The following is a 17363-nucleotide window of genomic DNA, read 5'->3' as shown; positions in this document are numbered from 1 at the left end:
GCTGATAATCTTTTTGACTATCAGTCTGAGCTCACAAGCACCCACACGAATTGCTTGATTCAGTTGTTAAAGAGCGGTTGGTTAAGAATCTTTCGTCTCAACCGAGGCGCGCATTCTACGCTTTCCCCAGAGCCTGTCAAGCGTTTATTTTGAAGTCTTTCAGAATTTCCTGTTTAACTTCAAGCGCTTAACTCGCTACGATCTCTCGTCAGCGGGAGGCGAATTCTACAGAACTTATCGTTGCTGTCAACTGCCTTTTTCACCGCTGTCGATCTTTCGATCGAAGCATCCCGGCACTACCTGGAACATCTAACTCATTGAGTTTCAAGGAGTTTTCTGTTCCGACTACGCCGGAAGTGGGGCGAATTATAGAGAGATTAAATCGAGCGTCAAGGGTTAATTAGCAAAACCATCATAAAAAGAAAATTGCGCACTATATTGCTCACTTTCGCGCACTTGAGCATCATAGCCCTGCCATGAATGCCTTCTTCTATATAAGGAACGTAAAACAACAATGAACGTCCAACCCCGCAGCCTGGCCGCGACCCTGTTCCCGATCGGCCTGCTGCTCATTGCAATGGCCTCGATCCAGTCTGGCGCCTCCCTGGCCAAAAGCATGTTCCCAGTCGTCGGCGCGCAGGGCACCACAACCCTGCGACTGATCTTCGCCAGCATCATCATGCTGGTGATCCTGCGCCCCTGGCGCGCGCGCCTCACTGCCAGCACCCTGAAGACCGTGGTCATCTATGGCCTGGCACTGGGCGGCATGAACCTGCTCTTTTATATGTCCCTGCGCACCGTTCCACTGGGCGTGGCCGTAGCGCTGGAATTCACCGGCCCGCTGGCAGTCGCCCTCTACGCGTCGCGCCGGCCAATCGACTTCTTCTGGATCGGCTTGGCCGTCATCGGCTTGCTCCTGTTGATCCCCATCGGCCAGACCGGCAGCGGCATCGACCTGGAAGGTGCCGGCTATGCCCTGGGCGCTGGCGTGTGCTGGGCGCTGTACATTCTATATGGGCAAAAGGCCGGCGCCGAAAACGGCATCCAGACCGCCGCGCTGGGCGTCATGATCGCCGCGCTGCTGGTAACGCCAATCGGCATTGCCCATGCAGGCAGTGCATTGCTCACCGCTTCGTTGATCCCGGTTGCCCTGGGCGTTGCGATTCTCTCCACCGCCCTGCCCTACAGCCTGGAGATGGTGGCGCTGACCCGCATGCCTACGCGCACCTTCGGCACCCTGATGAGCATCGAACCGGCCTTCGGCGCCCTGTCCGGCCTGCTATTTCTCAATGAAGTGCTGACGTTCGCGCAGTGGATGGCCATTGCCGCCATCATTACTGCCTCAATCGGTGCTACGTTATCCATGCGCCGCGAACGTCCGCCACTGGTGGCCGCTGACTAAGATGAGAAATATTTTCATTTAATACCTGTTCAGCGATTGTGCCGCTTCGTGCAGCTGCTTTAAGCTGTAACCCTAAGTCAATCTTGAAGTTTTTAAATACGACAAGGACGCACCAGGCACCAGGAAGGCGCAACGCAACTGAAAACCGGGCAACAGACCCGGACACGTATTAAGGACAGGAATGAAACGAATTTTGCTCATCCTAGCCATTCTGGCCATTGCCGGTTGTGCGGCGACTGCCAAGACCGAGGTCAAACGCGGCAAGAAAGGCCTGCACATCAACTGCTCGGGCCTGTCCTCTTCTTGGAACCAGTGCTACACCAAGGCTGCCAGCTCCTGCGGCAGCAAAGGCTACAAGGTCATCGCCAAATCCGGCGAAGATGACGACGAACCCGGGGATTACCCCTTCGGCCTTAACCCAGCGGGTTACACCAGCCGCAGCATGATCATCATCTGCAAGTAATTACGTAATAAAGAAGGGCAACCCTGGGGTTGCCCTTCTTTATTACTGTTGCCTGACCTTCCCGCTAGATCGCCGCCGTGCGGGTATCCAGCCAAGCCAGCGCAGCACCGCTCAGCAGCGGCGACAGGCGCGCCCGTACGGTTGCGTGGTAGGTATTGAGCCATTCGCGCTCATCAACACTCAACAGTGCCGGCAGCAGGCAGCGCGTATCGATCGGGCACAGCGTCAAGGTCTCGAACTCCAGGAAATCGCCAAAGGCGCTTTTGCCTGACTCACGGTTGAATACCAGGTTCTCGATGCGTACACCCCACTGCCCAGGGCGATAGGTGCCAGGCTCGATCGACGTGATCATCCCCGCCTGCATCGCCGTTTGCGGTGCGGCGGCTGCCTGGTAGGCAATCACTTGCGGCCCTTCATGTACGTTCATGAAGTAACCGACGCCATGACCTGTGCCATGACCGTAATCCACATGTTCAGCCCACAGCGGCGCGCGGGCAATCGCATCGAGCAGAGGCGAGAGAATCCCACGCGGGAAGCGCGCCCGTGACAAGGCGATGACACCCTTGAGCACCCTGGTGCAATCCTGCTTCTGCTCCAGGGTGGGTGAACCGATCGGCACCATCCTGGTGACGTCCGTAGTCCCGCCCAGGTACTGCCCGCCAGAGTCGATCAACAGCAGGCCATCACCCTCGATTACCGCATGGGATTCATCGGTCGCGCGATAGTGCGGCATCGCGCCGTTGCCATTGAATGCCGCGATGGTCGCAAAACTGAGTGATACAAAGTCCGGGCGCCGGGCACGCGCAGCACTCAGGTGCAGGTCGATGTCGACTTCGGTGATGGTTTCCTGGCCCACTGCCGACTCGAACCAGGTGAAGAATTCGCACAACGCTGCGCCATCCTGCTCCATGGCACGGCGGATGTGGGCAAGGTCCGCCTCACTCTTGCGCGACTTGGCAAAGGTGCTCGGGTTGATGGCTTCAACCAACTGCACCTCGCCCGCCAGGTTATCCAGCAAGCCACTGGTCACCCGTGCCGGATCGACCAGCACACGAGCGCCAGGTTCGATGGCTGCCAATGCGCCGCCCACCTCGACATAGTCGCGCAGCTCGATGCCATCAGCCGCCAACACGCCGCGCAGGGATGCGTCCACTTTACTTGGCGCAACGAAGAGAGTTGCCGAGGCCCGGCCAATCAGGGCAAAGGCGACGAACACCGGGTTATAGGAAACGTCACTGCCACGCAGGTTCAACAGCCATGCAATGTCATCCAGCGTGGCCAGGAAGTGCCAGTCGGCGCCCTTCTCCTGCATGGCCTGGCGCACAGCGGCGAGTTTGTCGGCGCGACTGACGGTTGCCTGGGGCGGCAGGTGCTCGTAGACCGGGTTCAGCGGCAAGGCCGGGCGGTCGTGCCAGATCTGTGCGAGCAGGTCCTTGTCGGTGACCAGGCGCACATCGCGCGCCGCAAGTTTTGCCCCCAACTGACGTGCAGAGGCAACTGCCATGACCGCACCATCCACGGCAACCGCACCACCGGCGGGAGTCTGCTCAGCCAGCCAATCAAGCGGACCCGGCTGCCCTGGCAGCAGTTTGACCAATTCGATGCCGCTACCCGCCAGCTCTTTTTCTGCCTGCTCCCAATAACGGCTGTCGGCCCAGAGCCCGGCAAAATCAGCGGTCAGCACCAAGGTGCCTACCGAGCCCTGGAAACCTGAAAGCCATTGGCGCCCCTGCCAGTAGCCCGGGAGGTATTCCGACAGGTGCGGGTCGGCCGACGGCACCAACAGCGCATCGACACCCTCCCGCTTCATCACTTCGCGCATCTGTACCAGACGCACACTCACCGCATCCTGCGTTGTTGGCTGACTGTTCATCCTCACTCCTGCTACCACGGCTGCCATTATTCTTGATCGCTGATAATGGAGCAGGTATCAGCCATGGGCAACTGCCGACACCCCGGCAGGTTGTAACCATTTGGCCGATGCCGCGCCGTGTTCGCTGAACTTCCAGGCAACCTGCCCTTCAGATCAGGTATGAACCCCGCCCTGGAGACTGCCTCATGCCGCGTTCAACCGACCGCAAGCACGGCGTTGTCCTGCTGGACACGCGCGAGCACACCCCAGAGCACGAACGCCTGGTGCACCAGAAGCTGGCCCAGCGCCTCGCGCAACTGCTGCACATCCCCGTGCTGCCAACGCCATCGGCGCCGCGGGACAATCACTACTATCTGCCAACCGACACGCTGATCGACCCGGCAAAATATCAGGCCCTCGGGATTCGTTCGCCGGCAGACTTCTTTGGCGGCCTGGTCGCGCAGCCCTACATGGCCACCAAGGCGATTTCTCACCCGCTGCCCGCCAAGGCGCGCTGCCCCCAGGGCTGGACGGATGATTTTGCGCGCCTGGCCAGTGATGCGCTATTGCGCGGCTACACCGTGTTCAGCCTTGATGATGCCGTGGCTGCTGCTGCACTGCTGCTTCGTGACGGCCCATTGCGCCTCAAGCCGGTGCGCGCCACGGCGGGGCGTGGGCAACTGGAAATCCATTCGGCCAGCGAGCTGCAAAGCGCTCTCGGCGAAGTCGACGAGGCCGAAATAGCCCTCTGGGGGCTGGTACTGGAAGAAAACCTCGATGCCGTGGAAACCTTCAGCGTTGGCCAGGTGCAGGTTGCCGGGATCACCTGCAGCTACTACGGCACCCAAAGCCTCACCCAGGACCACGCTGGGGTGTCGGTTTACGGCGGCTCCAGCCTGGTGCTGGTGCGCGGTGGTTACGACGCCCTCCTTCAGCTTGAATTGGAGCAAGCCCAGCGTCTGGCCATCACCCAGGCCTGCACCTATGAAGCCGCCGCCTTCGCCGCCTTCCCCGGCTTTGTCGCCTCACGTCGCAACTATGACGTAGCCCGTGGCCAGACAGCCGATGGCAAGGTGCGTAGCGGTGTACTGGAACAATCCTGGCGGATCGGCGGCGCCAGCAGCGCAGAAGTCCTCGCCTTGCAGGCATTCGCCGATGACCCGGCCCTGCAGCGTATCCGCGCCTCGACCCACGAAGTATTCGGCGACCCGGTACTGCCGGCCGATGCGACACTTTTCTATCAGGGGGATGACAGTGAAATCGGACGCCTCACCAAGTACGCCAGGGTCCGCGACTATGACCATCCATAGCGAAACCCTCGACATCACGGTGGACGGCGAAAGCATCGCCGCCACCTTGCTCAGCCCCAACCCGAAAGTCCCCGGCATTCTCTTCGTGCACGGCTGGGGCGGTAGCCAGCAGCGCGACCTAGCGCGGGCCAAACACATCACCGGGTTGGGTTGCGTGTGCATGACCTTCGACCTGCGCGGTCATGAAAAAACCGAGAGCCAGCGCCGCAGTGTTACCCGCGAGCAGAACCTTGCTGATCTACTGGCGGCCTATGACTGCCTGGTTAGCCATCCGGCGGTAGACACCCGCTCGATTGCGGTGATTGGCAGCAGCTATGGCGGCTACCTGGCCACCCTGCTCACCCGGCTGCGCGCGGTGAAATGGCTCGCCCTGCGCGTTCCTGCGCTGTATTGGGACGACGAATGGACGTCGCCCAAGCAGGCACTGGACCGCCAGCGCTTGTCCCAGTATCGGCTGATGGCCCTGGGCCCGGGCGACAACCGCGCCTTGGGCGCCTGCGCGCAATTCACCGGTGATGTACTGCTGGTGGAGTCCGAACAGGACGACTATGTCCCGCACAGCACCCTGATGAGTTACCGCTCGGCCTTCATCAGCGCACACTCCCTGACCCATCGGATTGTCGATGGAGCAGACCATGGGCTGTCTACTGATCGCAGCCAGAAGGCCTACAGCAGCATCCTCAGCAGCTGGGTCAGCGAGATGGTGATTGGTGCGCGGCTGGACCGCTACCCCCACCATTCCCCCTGGTACTCCTAACTACAGCACCTTCACCTGGCAGTGCAGGCCTTGCTCGGCACTGCGCGACAGGCTGCTGAGGGTCTGGAATGCCGCGAAGTTCACGCCCTTGGCCTGGTAGGTGTGCAACAACTCGAGGAAGGGCTCCTGGTCGAAGTTGCTGCTTGCCGCCTCCCAGGCTGCGCGCGACTGCCATTGCAGATACTGGAGTACCCGGCTGCCATCGTCGCTGGCCTGGATACTCGCGCCGACCAGGCCACTGTGCTCGAACGCCATGCGTTCACTGCGACTGGCCAGGGCGTTTGCCAATGCCCGCTGTAGCGAGGCCGGCACTTGGAATTCAATAAGCTGGTTGAAGCACAGGCTGTTTTTTGCCGCCGACATGAAGAGTCTCCCGTTGTCCGAGCACTTGCGGTGCAATGGCAGGCAGGGTAAAACCTCTAGTTAAGTAGAGGTCAAGAGGTTTTTCCCATGGAGCAGCGCACACTGCGTGCAGACAAGGTGCTTAGCGTCGGGCAACTGGCCGCGCGCAGCGGGGTAGCCGTGACGGCGCTGCACTTTTATGAGAGCAAGGGGCTGATCCACAGCACCCGCAACACCGGCAATCAGCGCCGCTATCCGCGTGAAGTGTTGCGCCGCGTGGCCGTGATCAAGATTGCCCAACGGCTGGGCATCCCGCTGGCGACCATTCACGCTGCACTGCAAAGCCTGCCGACCGACCGGGCACCGAGTGCCGCTGATTGGCAACGGCTGTCAGAGCAATGGCGCGAAGACCTGGATCGACGCATCGAGAAAATGCTGATGCTGCGCGATCAACTGGATGGCTGCATTGGCTGCGGTTGCCTGTCCATGCAGAGTTGCCCGCTGCGCAACCACCATGATCAGCTCGCCGAACAGGGGCCCGGCGCACAATTGCTTGAGCCCGGAAACGAGCCCTGAGGCAATGCCCTACCCTTGGGCAGCGGCTTCGCCAACGGCAAAACGCCTGCGGTAGTCACTGGGCGCCAGGCCGGTTACCTTGGCGAACACCTTGCGAAACGCGCCAGGATCTTGATAACCCACGCCCCAGGCGATCTGCTCGATGCTGCGCCGGGTGAATTCAAGCATTCGGCAGGCACGCCCCACGCGCACCTGCTGGCAGTACTCGGTGGGCTTGAGCCCGGTGGCACTGCGAAAACGGCGCAGGAAGGTCCGCTCCTCCAGCCCCGCGCAATCGGCCATGGCGCCAATGCTGACATCCCGCGCGCCAGTGCTCTGCAGCCAGTGCTGCACCTTCAGCACCGCCTCATCGCCGTGGTCCAGCCGAGGCGCAAAGAGGCTGCCGGGGCGCGCTTGCACCGCTACATGATCGACCGCCAGAAAGCGCGCGGTTTCGGCTGCCAGGGTCGCCCCCTGGAAGCGCTCGACCAGCTTCAGGCCCACGTCGGTCCAGGCCATCAGCCCGGCGGAGGTCATGATGTCGCCGTCGACCAACACCGGCAGGTTGGCCTCTACCTTGACGCGCGGGTATTGCTCGGCGAGTGATTGGGCAAAGTTCCAGTGGGTGGTGGCCGAGCGGCCATCGAGCAGCCCGCAGGCGGCGATGAAGAACACCCCCACGCAGACCGAAGCGAGCAACGCGCCCTCGGCGTGCCACTGGCGCAAATCATCTCGAAAACGCGCCATCAGCTCGGGGGTTGGTGCCTGGGTAAGGCTCGGCGGGATGATCATCACCCGTGGCTGGTAGCCCTCCCGCGTGAGGCTGTCGTAGGTGACCGCCAACGCGTGACCGTCTTGCTCGCTCCAGTGACACACTCGCAATACCGGCGCCTCCTTCGCGCCCAGGTCCTGCGCCATGCGATTGGCCACGGCAAACAGGTCGGTCAGCCCGTACACCGCGGCCATTTGCGCACCGGGGTAGACCAGGATGCCGATTTCGACGATTTCACCGCGTGCGTCCATTGTCAGTTTTTCCCGCCATTTTGTCGGTCGCGCCAATCTTCAAGCGCGGCCTACAAGCCTATAACTATCACCACGCCACAACTACTCCCCCTGTTGAAAGGAAAGCGCCATGAGCACGCATGCACTGATCGTCATCGACATCCAGAACGACTACTTCCCCGGCGGCAAGTGGCCCCTCAGCGGCGCCGATGCGGCGGCGGACAAAGCGGCCAGGGTCATTGCCGCAACGCGTGAGAAAGGTGAGCTGGTGGTGCATATCCGGCATGAATTCGAATCGCTGGATGCACCATTTTTTGTGCCCGGGTCAGAAGGCGCGCAGATTCACCCCAAGGCGGCCAACCTGCGCGGTGAGCCGGTCGTGCTCAAGCACAAGGTCAATTCCTTCCTCGATACTGAGCTCAAGGCGCTGCTGGATGAGCACGGGATTACCGAACTGACCGTGGTCGGCAGCATGAGCCATATGTGCGTGGATGCCGCCACCCGCGCGGCCGCGGACTTTGGCTATGCCGTCAGGGTCGTGCACGACGCCTGCGCCACCCGCGACCTGGAGTTCAATGGCGTCACGGTGCCGGCTGCACAGGTGCATGCGGCGTTTATGGCGGCGCTGGCGTTTGCTTATGCATCGGTGGTGTCTGCAGAAGAATGGCTGGCAGCTTGAAGGCCCCATCGCGGGACGAGCCGGGTCGCCGCAACGCCGCTCCCACGTAGCCGCTGCCGTCAGGCTGCGCTCGCCTGCACAGCAGGCGCCGCCTTTGGGAGCCCTGGCGGGCTCCAGCGCGGCCTCTCGGCAGCGGCTACAAAGTTGTGCAAGACAGTAGCTCCCACAGGAAGCACACCATCACCTTGTGGGAGCGGCGTTACGGCGACCCGACTCGCCCCGCGATGCTTTCAGATCACCACATTGCGCACAAAGCGCACCACCACTTCACCCTCATTGCGATAGGCATGCGCCCGGTCACTGGCAAAACTATGGAAATCGCCCGCGGCCAGGCGATATTCCCGGTCCTCGATCAGCAACGTCATGCTGCCCTCGAACACGTAGATCTGCTCGCTCCAGCCAGCGGCATCGGCGTCCGCCGAGTACACCTCGCCAGGCTCCAGGCGCCACTCCCACAGCTCCACTTCCCGGGTTGCCTGGGAGCTGGCCAGCAACACCGCCCTGCTCCCCGGATGCACCCCCGTCCAGGCCAGCTCGTTGATACGGCTCGGGTCGCGGTTGTCGGGGGCCTGGATCAAGTCGCTGAACGCCACATCGAGCGCCTCGGCAATCAGGTCCAACGTGGTCAGGCTGACATTCTTTTCCCCCGCCTCGATGGCCACCAGCATCCGCCGGCTGACCCCCGACTTCTCTGCCAAAGCAGTCTGGCTCAACTGCGCCGCATGGCGCAGACGGCGAATATTCTGGCTGACATGTTGCAGCACCGAAGCACGTTGGCTGGAATCTTTGTGCACTATATTGCTCACTGGTAGGGGGTGCGCAGTATACTGCCCACTTTGGCGCATTGTGCGTCGACCTCTCCCTGCGTGCAAGGCCATGACCCCAACGAATTCGAGCGAACGCCCCTCCCTGTCCTTTCGCCTGAGCAAGGCCGAACTGGTGCTGGTGTTTATCACCATGCTCTGGGGCGGAACCTTCCTGCTGGTGCACAACGTCATGACCGTCAGCGGCCCGATGTTCTTCGTCGGCCTGCGCTTTGCCGCAGCCGCGTTGTTTGTCGCCCTGGTCTGCGCACGCTCGCTGCCGGGCCTGACCCTGCTTGAGCTCAAGGCCGGCGTGGTGATCGGCGTATCGATCATGCTCGGCTATGGCCTGCAGACGGTCGGCCTGCAAACCATCAGCAGCAGCCAGTCAGCCTTCATCACCGCCCTGTACGTTCCGTTCGTACCGCTGCTGCAATGGCTGGTACTGGGGCGCCGGCCGGGGTTGATGCCAAGCCTGGGCATCGGCCTGGCCTTCGCCGGCCTGATGCTGCTGGCCGGGCCCAGCGGTGGCGCCATCCACTTCAGCCCCGGCGAGGTCGCCACGCTGGTGAGCGCCGTGGCGATTGCTGCCGAAATCATCCTGATCAGCCGCTACGCCGGCAAGGTCGATGTACGCCGGGTGACCGTGGTGCAACTGGCCACGGCCTCGGCATTGGCGTTCCTGATGGTGGTCCCGACCCAGGAGCGCCTGCCGGAGTTTTCCTGGCTGCTGGCCCTCAGCGCCCTGGGCCTGGGCGCCATGAGCGCTGTGATTCAGGTGGCCATGAACTGGGCACAGAAATCGGTTTCGCCAACGCGGGCTACGCTGATCTATGCCGGTGAGCCGGTCTGGGCTGGAATCGTCGGGCGGATCGCCGGGGAGCGCCTTCCGGGCGTGGCCTTGCTCGGAGGCGTCTTGATCGTCGTGGCGGTGATTGTCAGCGAATTGAGGATCAAACGCCGAGAAGCCCAGGAGACTGGCGCCGAACCCGCACGGGAAGAACGCGAGGCGGGCTGATTGACCCGCGCGATGCTGGGTCTACTGTAAGAAACTGTTATAAAAAAATGCTTTATTGGAGCGCCCTTGTAGGATTCTGGCACAGCTTGCGGGTTGGTGATCGTCGGGGCGCCACGTATGATCCCTTACAAACCTCTGCAGATTAGAAATCTATGTCATTGATAGTTCTACTGCTTCTGCCATTTGTTGGCAGCTGTCTGGCGGCGGTCCTGCCGCACAACGCACGTAACACCGAATCGCTATTGGCGGGCCTCGTCGCCCTGGTCGGAACGGTTCAGGTGGCTTTGTTGTACCCGCAGATCGCCGATGGCGGCGTGATCCGCGAAGAGATCCTCTGGCTGCCGAGCCTGGGCCTGAACTTTGTCCTGCGCATGGACGGGTTCGCCTGGCTGTTCTCGCTGCTGGTGCTGGGCATCGGTACGCTGGTATCGCTGTACGCCCGCTACTACATGTCCCCGCAAGACCCGGTGCCGCGCTTCTTCGCATTCTTCCTGGCCTTCATGGGCGCCATGCTGGGCCTGGTGATCTCCGGCAACCTCATACAGATCGTGTTCTTCTGGGAACTGACCAGCCTGTTCTCGTTCCTGCTGATCGGCTACTGGCACCACCGCGCCGATGCCCGGCGCGGCGCCTACATGGCATTGATGGTCACCGGTGCCGGTGGCTTGTGCCTGCTGGCGGGGGTACTGCTGCTCGGCCATGTCGTGGGCAGCTATGACCTGGACAAGGTCCTGGCGGCGGGTGATCTGATCCGCAGTCATGCCCTGTACCCGGTACTGCTGCCATTGATCCTGCTCGGCGCGCTGACCAAGAGCGCACAGTTCCCGTTCCACTTCTGGCTGCCCCATGCCATGGCCGCCCCCACCCCCGTCTCGGCGTACCTGCACTCGGCGACCATGGTCAAGGCCGGGGTGTTCCTGCTGGCCCGGCTCTGGCCGTCTTTGGCCGGTAGCGAAGAATGGTTCTGGATTGTCGGCGGCGCAGGTGCCTGCACCCTGTTGCTGGGTGCCTATGCGGCAATGTTCCAGAACGACCTCAAGGGCCTGCTGGCTTATTCAACCATCAGCCACCTGGGCCTGATCACCTTGCTGCTGGGCTTGAACAGCCCGCTGGCGGCGGTGGCGGCGGTGTTCCACATCCTCAACCACGCCACCTTCAAGGCCTCGCTGTTCATGGCTGCGGGGATCATCGACCACGAAAGCGGCACCCGTGACATTCGCAAACTCAGCGGCCTGTTCCGGCTGATCCCGTTCACCGCCACCCTGGCGATGGTGGCCAGTGCCGCGATGGCCGGCGTGCCATTGATGAACGGCTTCCTGTCCAAGGAAATGTTCTTCGCCGAAACCGTGTTCATCAGCTCCACGGCCTGGGTCGAAACGGCGCTGCCGGTGATCGCCACCCTCGCCGGCACCTTCAGCGTGGCCTATGCGCTGCGCTTCACCGTCGATGTGTTCTTCGGCCCGCCAGCCACCGACCTGCCGCATACCCCGCATGAGCCGCCGCGCTGGATGCGTGCGCCGGTCGAGCTGCTGGTGCTGACCTGCCTGGTGGTCGGTATTTTCCCAGCGCAATCGGTCGGCCCGCTGCTGGCGGCGGCGGCACTGCCCGTGGTCGGCGGCACCCTGCCCGAGTACAGCCTGGCCATCTGGCACGGCTGGAACGCCCCGCTGATCATGAGCCTGATCGCCATGACCGGCGGCATCCTGCTCTACCTTGCACTGCGCAAGCAGCTCAAGCTCGGCCGCTTCAGCTACCCGCCGATTATCGAGCGCTTCAATGGCAAGCGCCTGTTCGAACACGGCCAGGTGCTGCTGATGCGCATGGGCCGTCGCCTCGAACGCACCCTGACCACCCGACGCTTGCAGAAGCAACTGTTCATGCTGGTGCTGGCGGCCTTCCTGGCCGGCCTGCTGCCCTTGCTGCACAGCGGCGTGAGCTGGGGCGAGCGGCCGAAAATCCCGGGCTCCGGGGTCTTCGTGATGCTCTGGCTGATCGCCATTGCCTGCGCCCTGGGCGCGGCCTGGCAAGCCAAGTACCACCGGCTTGCGGCCCTGACCATGGTCAGCGTCTGCGGCCTGATGACCTGTATCACCTTCGTGTGGTTCTCCGCACCAGACCTGGCCTTGACCCAGTTGGTCGTGGAAGTGGTCACCACCGTGCTGATCCTGCTCGGCCTGCGCTGGCTGCCGCGGCGTATCGAAGGCGTCTCCCCGCTGCCCGGCAGCCAGGAGAACGCCCGCCTGCGACGCTTGCGCGACCTGGTGCTGGCGGTACTGGTCGGCGGTGGCATGGCCGTGCTGTCCTACGCGATGCTGACGCGCCAGACCCCCAACGACATCTCGACGTTCTACCTCAGCCGCGCCATGCCGGAAGGCGGCGGCAGCAATGTGGTCAACGTCATGCTGGTGGACTTCCGCGGCTTCGACACCCTGGGTGAAATCACCGTACTGGCGGCCGTGGCGCTCACCGTGTTCGCACTGCTGCGACGCTTCCGCCCACCGAAAGAAAGCATCCAGCTGCCGGCCCAGCAACGCCTGCTGGCACCGGACCTGGTCACCGACCTGGTCAACCCGCGCAACGCTGCCGACACGGCCCTGGGCTTCATGATGGTGCCCGCCGCGCTGGTGCGCCTGCTGCTGCCGATCGCCCTGGTGGTGTCGATGTACCTGTTCATGCGCGGTCACAACCAGCCGGGCGGCGGCTTTGTCGCAGGCCTGGTGATGTCGGTCGCGTTCATCCTGCAGTACATGGTTGCCGGCACCCAGTGGGTCGAGGCCCAGATGAGCCTGCGGCCACTGCGCTGGATGGGCACCGGCCTGCTCTGCGCGACCCTGACCGGCGCCGGCGCGCTGCTGTTCGGCTACCCGTTCCTGACCACCCATACCGCCCACCTGCACCTGCCGCTGCTCGGCGATGTGCACGTGGCCAGCGCGTTGTTCTTCGACATCGGCGTGTTCACCGTCGTCGTCGGCTCGACCTTGCTGATATTGACCGCCCTGGCTCACCAGTCAGTGCGTAGCCATCGCCCAAGCGGCCAGGCCAGACCCACCCGCACAGGAGCCGCGTGATGGAAGAAGTGATTGCAATTGCCATCGGCGTACTCGCCGCCTCGGGGGTCTGGCTGGTACTGCGGCCACGGACCTACCAGGTGATCATGGGCCTGTGCCTGCTGTCCTACGGGGTCAACCTGTTCATCTTCAGCATGGGCAGCCTGTTCATCGGCAAGGAGCCGATCATCAAGGAGGGCGTGCCACAAGACCTGCTCAACTACACCGACCCGCTGCCCCAGGCGCTAGTGCTGACGGCGATCGTCATCAGCTTCGCCATGACCGCGCTGTTCCTCGTAGTCATGCTGGCCTCGCGCGGCCTGACCGGCACCGACCATGTTGATGGCCGGGAGACCAGCGAATGAGCGTGATGAACCAACTGATCATCGCGCCGATCCTGCTGCCACTGCTCACGGCCTCGATCATGATGTTGCTGGGCGAGAAGCATCGTCCGCTCAAGGCCAGGATCAACCTGCTGTCGAGCCTGCTCGGGCTGGGCATCGCCGTGGCCTTGCTGGTGTGGGTCCAGGATCAGGGCCAGGCCAGTGCGATTGGGGTCTACCTGCCCGGTAACTGGCCGGCGCCGTTCGGCATCGTGCTGGTGGTCGACCGGCTGTCAGCGCTGATGCTGGTGCTGACCGGCGTGGTCGGCGTCAGCGCCCTGCTGTTTGCCCTGGCCCGTTGGGACCGAGCCGGCGCCAGCTTCCATGCGCTGTTCCAGATCCAGCTGATGGGCCTGTATGGCGCCTTCCTGACCGCAGACCTGTTCAACCTGTTCGTGTTCTTCGAAGTCATGCTGGCCGCCTCCTACGGCATGGTCCTGCACGGCTCGGGCCGGGCGCGGGTGAAAGCCGGCCTGCACTACATCGCCATCAACCTGGTGGCGTCGTCGCTGTTCCTGGTAGGCGCAGCCATGCTCTATGGCGTGACCGGCACCTTGAACATGGCTGACCTGGCGCTGAAAATCCCGCTGGTACCGGAAGCTGATCGTGGCTTGCTCCACGCCGGCGCAGCGATCCTGGCCATCGCCTTCCTGGCCAAGGCCGGGATCTGGCCGCTGAATTTCTGGCTGGTGCCGGCTTATTCCGCCGCCAGTGCGCCAGTTGCGGCGCTGTTCGCGATCATGACCAAGGTCGGCTTCTACACCGTGTTACGCCTGTGGAGCCTGCTGTTCTCCGGGCAGGCGGGGGCGTCGGCATTCTTCGGCGGTGACTGGCTGGTGTATGGCGGCCTGGCAACGCTGGCGGTGGCGGCGGTGTCGATGCTCGCCGCGCAGCGCCTGGAGCGCATGGCCAGCCTGAGCATCCTGGTGTCTGCCGGGATCCTGCTGTCGGCCATCGGCTTCGGCCAGACGGCACTGACCGCCGGGGCGCTGTTCTATCTGGTCAGCTCGACCCTGGCCTTGTGCGCGCTGTTCCTGCTGGCTGAACTGATCGAGCGCTCGCGCTCGGCCAATGAGATCCCGCTGGATGACGATGGCGATGCACTGCCTTCGCCACTGGAGTCGCTGCAACCGCCCAAGGGCATCAACCTCGATGACGAACAGAAGGCGGTAATCGGCCAGGTGATTCCCTGGACCATGGCCTTCCTCGGCCTGAGCTTCATTGCCTGCGCCCTGCTGATCATCGGCATGCCGCCGCTGTCGGGCTTTATCGGCAAGCTGAGCCTGATCAGCGCACTGTTCAACCCGCAAGGCCTGGGCGTTACCCCTGAGCAGCCACTGTCGCTGGCAGGCTGGACCTTGTTGGCACTGCTGATCCTGTCCGGCCTGGCCTCGCTGATTGCCATGACCCGCGTTGGCATCCAGCGCTTCTGGACACCGCAGGAGCGCCCCTCGCCACTGCTGCGCCGCAATGAGTGCATCCCGATCGTGGTATTGCTGGGGCTGTGCATCCTGCTCAGCATCCAGGCCGAGCCGCTGCTGCGCTACACCAACGACACAGCCGCCGCCCTGAAGAACCCGGAGCACTACGTGAGCGCCGTGATCAGCACTCGGCCGATCCCCGGCCCGACCAGCCTCAACATTACCGGGCAGGTGCAGCCATGAAGCGATTGTTCCCCGCCCCGCTGCTGTCCCTGTCGCTGTGGCTGTTGTGGCTGGTGCTGAACCTGTCGATCAGCCCCGGCAACCTGTTGCTCGGTGCCCTGCTTGGCTTCCTGGCGCCGATCCTGATGGCCCCGCTGCGCCCGCTGCCGGTACGCATCCGCCGCCCTGGCACGATCCTGCGCCTGATTGCACGCGTCGGCATCGATGTGGTGATTTCCAACCTGCAGGTTGCCCGAGGGGTATGGCGTGCGCATCGTCACCCGCCGCGCTCGCGCTTCGTCACCATCCCGCTGGAGCTGCGTGACGCGCATGGCCTCGCGGCCCTGTCGATGATCACCACGGTGGTGCCGGGCACCATCTGGTCGGAGCTGGCCCTGGACCGCAGCGCGTTGCTGCTGCACGTGTTCGAGCTGGACGATGACGCGCCATTCATCCAGCACTTCAAGGACACCTACGAACGCCCGCTGATGGAGATTTTCGAATGAGTGGCCTGCTCGCCAATGCCATTTTAGCCAGCCTGCTGATCTTCGCCGTGGCCATGGCCCTGACCCTGGTTCGCCTGTTCCGTGGCCCATCGGCGCAAGACCGGGTGCTGGCCCTGGACTACCTGTACATCCTGGCCATGCTGATGATGCTGGTGCTGGGCATTCGCTACGCCAGCGACACCTATTTCGAGGGGGCGCTGCTGATCGCGCTGTTCGGCTTTGTCGGCTCGTTTGCCCTGGCCAAGTTCCTGCTGCGCGGTGAGGTCATCGAATGAACGAAGTCAACCAACTGCCGATGTGGCTCGAAGTGGTCACGGCCGTCCTGTTGCTGCTCAGCAGCCTGTTTGCACTGACTGGCGCCCTCGGCCTGCTGCGCTTGAAGGACTTCTTCCAGCGCATGCACCCGCCGGCTCTGGCCTCGACCATCGGCACCTGGTGCGTGGCCCTGGCGTCGATCCTGTACTTCTCAGGGCTCAAGCAGGCCCCGGTGATCCACGCCTGGCTGATTCCAATCCTGCTGGCGATCACCGTGCCGGTGACCACCCTGCTGCTGGCCCGCGCGGCACTGTTTCGCAAGCGCATGTCCGGGGATGACGTACCCGCGGAAATCAGCAGTGGTCGCGATCGCGGCCATTGATCGAGGCAGGCACTGCGGCCAGGCGCTCCAACTCACGACGGACCATGGCCGCATATTCGGCGGGGCTCAGCTGATACAGCTGCGCCGCCACCCAGTTGAACCAGGCGCCCTGCATCGACGTACGTTGCGCCAGCCACTCGCGGGCCTGGGCCTCGGCACGGGCTTGATGCTGTGCATGGAAGCCGGCGCGGTCGCTGCTCACTCGCTGGCCTTGAAGGTCAGCTCGCCCTTGCGCCATTTGGCGGCCTTCGCGGTAACCGCCTTGAGGGTCTTGCTCAGGCCTTCCTGCAATTGCTGGTGCGCCGCAAATACCGTGACCACGCCCTGGCCCTCGCGGAACACGATGCCCTCGCCCTCTGCCGTGGTAACGAAGGCATAGTCGCCCAGGCCATATACGGTCAGCTTGATCTCGCGAAAACGGATTTCCAGCTTGCCACCCTCTCGGCTGGGCAGCACGGCGGCACGGAAGTGATCGCCAACTTTCAGTTCAAGACGTTGCTTGTCATCGACCACCAGGGCCTCTTCGGTGTCGATTTCAGCGAAGTAGACGCCTTCCGGGCTTTGCTCGGCGATGTAGACAAAGCGCGATTGGAACTGTTTGACCAATTTGGCCCGAAGATCGCCCAGCACGAAAAGGGCGTGCATATCCAGATTGCTGACTGCCAATGAAAATTCCTCAGATACCGGTATCACACCATCGCCACGCGAACAGCTGGGCTGCGCGAAGACGTCGGCTATTCAAATTTATAAGTCTGAAAGACTAGTGGATTAATGCAGGAAAAGCGTGAGCCGAGTGGTAGCTGAGCCTGAAGGAAAATACAGAGTTCCTTGCCAGCTAACGCCCTACGGCAACTTTTCAGCGGAATTCCTCTATTGGGAACGCCTTTTCTGACAGCAAAACCGCCGAAAAAATGCGATAGCTGAAAGAAAGCCCGCGACAGTAGGGCTTTGGGGTAAGCACTCT

General features: G+C 62.8%; 19 protein-coding genes. 13 read left to right on the top strand and 6 right to left on the bottom strand.

Annotation, left to right across the window (positions count from 1 at the left end; genetic code table 11):
• Positions 1–514: 514 nt before the first annotated feature.
• Positions 515–1402, top strand: a complete 888-nt coding sequence (gene rhtA / locus M5G11_RS00575; RefSeq protein WP_273912539.1) for a threonine/homoserine exporter RhtA — start codon at positions 515–517, stop codon at positions 1400–1402.
• A 181-nt stretch (positions 1403–1583) separates the two neighbouring features.
• Positions 1584–1865, top strand: a complete 282-nt coding sequence (locus M5G11_RS00570; protein ID WP_273912540.1) for a hypothetical protein — start codon at positions 1584–1586, stop codon at positions 1863–1865.
• A 64-nt stretch (positions 1866–1929) separates the two neighbouring features.
• Here the strand turns inward: M5G11_RS00570 and M5G11_RS00565 are convergent, their stop codons facing one another.
• Positions 1930–3738 (bottom strand): aminopeptidase P family protein, encoded by a 1809-nt coding sequence (locus tag M5G11_RS00565; RefSeq protein WP_273912541.1) that lies wholly within the window; start codon positions 3736–3738, stop codon positions 1930–1932.
• 185 nt (positions 3739–3923) lie between these two features.
• Here M5G11_RS00565 and M5G11_RS00560 point away from each other — a divergent pair, with 185 nt between their 5' ends.
• Together M5G11_RS00560 and M5G11_RS00555 are read left to right on the top strand one after the other, a co-directional pair.
• Complete coding sequence (locus M5G11_RS00560; RefSeq protein ID WP_273912542.1) at positions 3924–5027, top strand: DUF3182 family protein; 1104 nt, start codon at positions 3924–3926, stop codon at positions 5025–5027.
• Positions 5014–5784, top strand: coding sequence for an alpha/beta hydrolase family protein (locus tag M5G11_RS00555; protein WP_273912543.1), 771 nt, complete (start codon positions 5014–5016; stop codon positions 5782–5784). The genes M5G11_RS00560 and M5G11_RS00555 overlap by 14 nt, the downstream gene beginning before the upstream one ends.
• Here M5G11_RS00555 and M5G11_RS00550 read toward each other — a convergent pair whose 3' ends face one another.
• Positions 5785–6147 (bottom strand): antibiotic biosynthesis monooxygenase, encoded by a 363-nt coding sequence (locus M5G11_RS00550; protein ID WP_273912544.1) that lies wholly within the window; start codon positions 6145–6147, stop codon positions 5785–5787.
• Between the two features lie 87 nt (positions 6148–6234).
• Between M5G11_RS00550 and soxR the strand changes: the two genes are divergently transcribed.
• Positions 6235–6702 (top strand): redox-sensitive transcriptional activator SoxR, encoded by a 468-nt coding sequence (gene soxR / locus M5G11_RS00545; RefSeq protein WP_273912545.1) that lies wholly within the window; start codon positions 6235–6237, stop codon positions 6700–6702.
• A gap of 9 nt (positions 6703–6711) precedes the next feature.
• Here soxR and M5G11_RS00540 read toward each other — a convergent pair whose 3' ends face one another.
• Positions 6712–7704 carry a GlxA family transcriptional regulator gene (locus M5G11_RS00540; protein WP_273912546.1) on the bottom strand — a complete coding sequence of 331 codons (993 nt, stop codon included), beginning with the start codon at positions 7702–7704 and terminating at the stop codon, positions 6712–6714.
• A gap of 109 nt (positions 7705–7813) precedes the next feature.
• Between M5G11_RS00540 and M5G11_RS00535 the strand changes: the two genes are divergently transcribed.
• Positions 7814–8362: a cysteine hydrolase family protein gene (locus tag M5G11_RS00535; RefSeq protein WP_273912547.1), complete on the top strand. Its 549-nt coding sequence runs from the start codon at positions 7814–7816 to the stop codon at positions 8360–8362.
• 230 nt (positions 8363–8592) lie between these two features.
• Here the strand turns inward: M5G11_RS00535 and M5G11_RS00530 are convergent, their stop codons facing one another.
• Positions 8593–9156, bottom strand: a complete 564-nt coding sequence (locus tag M5G11_RS00530) for a helix-turn-helix domain-containing protein (protein ID WP_273912548.1) — start codon at positions 9154–9156, stop codon at positions 8593–8595.
• Between the two features lie 82 nt (positions 9157–9238).
• On the opposite strand from M5G11_RS00530, the gene M5G11_RS00525 reads away from it, so the two are divergent.
• The 7 genes from M5G11_RS00525 (at position 9239) to M5G11_RS00495 (ending at position 16399) form a co-directional block, all read left to right on the top strand.
• On the top strand, positions 9239–10183 hold the full coding sequence (locus M5G11_RS00525; RefSeq protein ID WP_273912549.1) for a DMT family transporter: 945 nt from the start codon (positions 9239–9241) through the stop codon (positions 10181–10183).
• Positions 10184–10335: 152 nt separating this feature from the next.
• Positions 10336–13251: a monovalent cation/H+ antiporter subunit A gene (locus M5G11_RS00520; RefSeq protein ID WP_273912550.1), complete on the top strand. Its 2916-nt coding sequence runs from the start codon at positions 10336–10338 to the stop codon at positions 13249–13251.
• A complete protein-coding gene (locus M5G11_RS00515; protein ID WP_273912551.1) occupies positions 13251–13595 on the top strand; it encodes a Na+/H+ antiporter subunit C in 345 nt (114 codons plus the stop codon). Before M5G11_RS00520 ends, M5G11_RS00515 begins: the two co-directional genes overlap by 1 nt.
• Positions 13592–15277: a monovalent cation/H+ antiporter subunit D gene (locus M5G11_RS00510; protein ID WP_273912552.1), complete on the top strand. Its 1686-nt coding sequence runs from the start codon at positions 13592–13594 to the stop codon at positions 15275–15277. The genes M5G11_RS00515 and M5G11_RS00510 overlap by 4 nt, the downstream gene beginning before the upstream one ends.
• Positions 15274–15762: a Na+/H+ antiporter subunit E gene (locus tag M5G11_RS00505; protein ID WP_273912553.1), complete on the top strand. Its 489-nt coding sequence runs from the start codon at positions 15274–15276 to the stop codon at positions 15760–15762. Before M5G11_RS00510 ends, M5G11_RS00505 begins: the two co-directional genes overlap by 4 nt.
• Positions 15759–16037, top strand: coding sequence for a K+/H+ antiporter subunit F (locus M5G11_RS00500; RefSeq protein WP_273912554.1), 279 nt, complete (start codon positions 15759–15761; stop codon positions 16035–16037). Before M5G11_RS00505 ends, M5G11_RS00500 begins: the two co-directional genes overlap by 4 nt.
• A complete protein-coding gene (locus M5G11_RS00495; RefSeq protein WP_273912555.1) occupies positions 16034–16399 on the top strand; it encodes a Na+/H+ antiporter subunit G in 366 nt (121 codons plus the stop codon). The genes M5G11_RS00500 and M5G11_RS00495 overlap by 4 nt, the downstream gene beginning before the upstream one ends.
• Here the strand turns inward: M5G11_RS00495 and M5G11_RS00490 are convergent.
• Entirely contained in the window at positions 16371–16637 is a 267-nt protein-coding gene (locus M5G11_RS00490) for a hypothetical protein (RefSeq protein WP_273912556.1), read from the bottom strand. The genes M5G11_RS00495 and M5G11_RS00490 overlap by 29 nt on opposite strands.
• Positions 16598–17044: a hypothetical protein gene (locus M5G11_RS00485; protein ID WP_273912566.1), complete on the bottom strand. Its 447-nt coding sequence runs from the start codon at positions 17042–17044 to the stop codon at positions 16598–16600. Before M5G11_RS00485 ends, M5G11_RS00490 begins: the two co-directional genes overlap by 40 nt.
• Positions 17045–17363 lie beyond the last annotated feature (319 nt).

This window comes from Pseudomonas fontis, assembly GCF_028656955.1.
GTDB lineage: Bacteria > Pseudomonadota > Gammaproteobacteria > Pseudomonadales > Pseudomonadaceae > Aquipseudomonas > Aquipseudomonas fontis.
Note: the sequence above shows the minus strand (reverse complement) of the source record. Positions and strands in the feature narration are given on the sequence as shown.